Origin of the sequence: Vibrio sp. S9_S30 (genome assembly GCF_014694455.1) — a bacterium.
GTDB lineage: Bacteria > Pseudomonadota > Gammaproteobacteria > Enterobacterales > Vibrionaceae > Vibrio.
The window spans coordinates 1-1,012 of record NZ_JAAUWT010000097.1 but is presented as its reverse complement, the minus strand read 5'-3'; the positions used below and the strand labels follow the sequence as shown (position 1 = coordinate 1,012).

The following is a 1,012-nucleotide window of genomic DNA, read 5'->3' as shown; positions in this document are numbered from 1 at the left end:
CTATACAAAAGCTACCGCATTGCGCCTTAAACACAATTATCACTGCAAACCTAAAATGCCACGCGTTGGCAGTCCGCTTGAAGCGTTTGTTAGAGCGTAACGAGTACACAAACTCACTTGGCAATGACGCACTTCGCTTGCATTCAATGGACGACATCTTAGCCAAAGTGAGTACCTGCAACCAGTCCACAAAACCCAAAACACCGATTCAGTCGAAAATTAAGAAGAACAAACCGAAAACCAAGCTTCAAAATCCAGCGTTCCCAATTGATTTTGAAAGCTTGCAGCAACTTGGATTGCGACGACTTTTCCACCTTGATTCGGGTTTAGGAATCGAAATTTGAAGCACTGAAGCCAGCTATTTTCGAGAACCTTACAACTCTCGAATTATCAAAGCGCTATAACGCCCGCTTAAGCCGCTGCCAACGCAATACAACGGCTACCGCATTACGCCTTAAACACAATTATTGCTGCAAACCAAAAATGCCACGCGTTGGCGGTCGGCTTGAAGCGTTTGTTATGTGTCTAGGCTTAACAAGCTTGGATCGTACCAAACGTCCTCATAGCCACTACAATCTATTAGAAAACGGTAACCTGGTGGCAAATCTAAGTACTTCTTAATTTGTGGTAAATATTCATCTGTGTGCTCTATATGGAGAGGAGAGAAGAAATCATCTTCTACGAGAAGCTCTTGCCCACACCAAATATACCATCCGTTTGTTCCATTTTCTGGAGGGTGACGAAGGCCGTTAATTGGCTGCTGACCTATTGTTGGTAATGCTATCCCCAACTTTGATAAAGCTTCAGGCACTTGAGGGCTAATCCCGTTTTCTTGACTATACATCTTCAAGATAAATTGACTCCTGATACATAGGGCCCTCTTGCACATAACGCCAGCTTAAACCGCAAACAACGCACAAAACAAGCCACTGCATTACGCCTTAAACACTAAACTCACCGCAAACTAAAAATGCCACGCGTTGTTTGTCGGTTTGAAGCTTTTGTTAGAGCG

Annotated in this window: 2 protein-coding genes; one reads left to right on the top strand and one right to left on the bottom strand. The window is 43.9% G+C overall.

Going from position 1 to position 1,012, the window contains the following annotated elements:
- Nucleotides 1–344: hypothetical protein (locus HC752_RS24245; protein ID WP_238930627.1), on the top strand; the 344-nt coding region annotated here is incomplete at its 5' end.
- A gap of 173 nt (nucleotides 345–517) precedes the next feature.
- Here the strand turns inward: HC752_RS24245 and HC752_RS24240 are convergent.
- Nucleotides 518–844 (bottom strand): immunity protein Imm33 domain-containing protein, encoded by a 327-nt coding sequence (locus HC752_RS24240; RefSeq protein WP_190337736.1) that lies wholly within the window; start codon nucleotides 842–844, stop codon nucleotides 518–520.
- Nucleotides 845–1,012 lie beyond the last annotated feature (168 nt).

What these genes read in the sequence shown, in the direction of transcription:
- HC752_RS24240 (WP_190337736.1), bottom strand. Translation starts at nt 844, where the DNA reads ATGTATAGTCAAGAAAACGGGATTAGCCCTCAAGTGCCTGAAGCTTTA.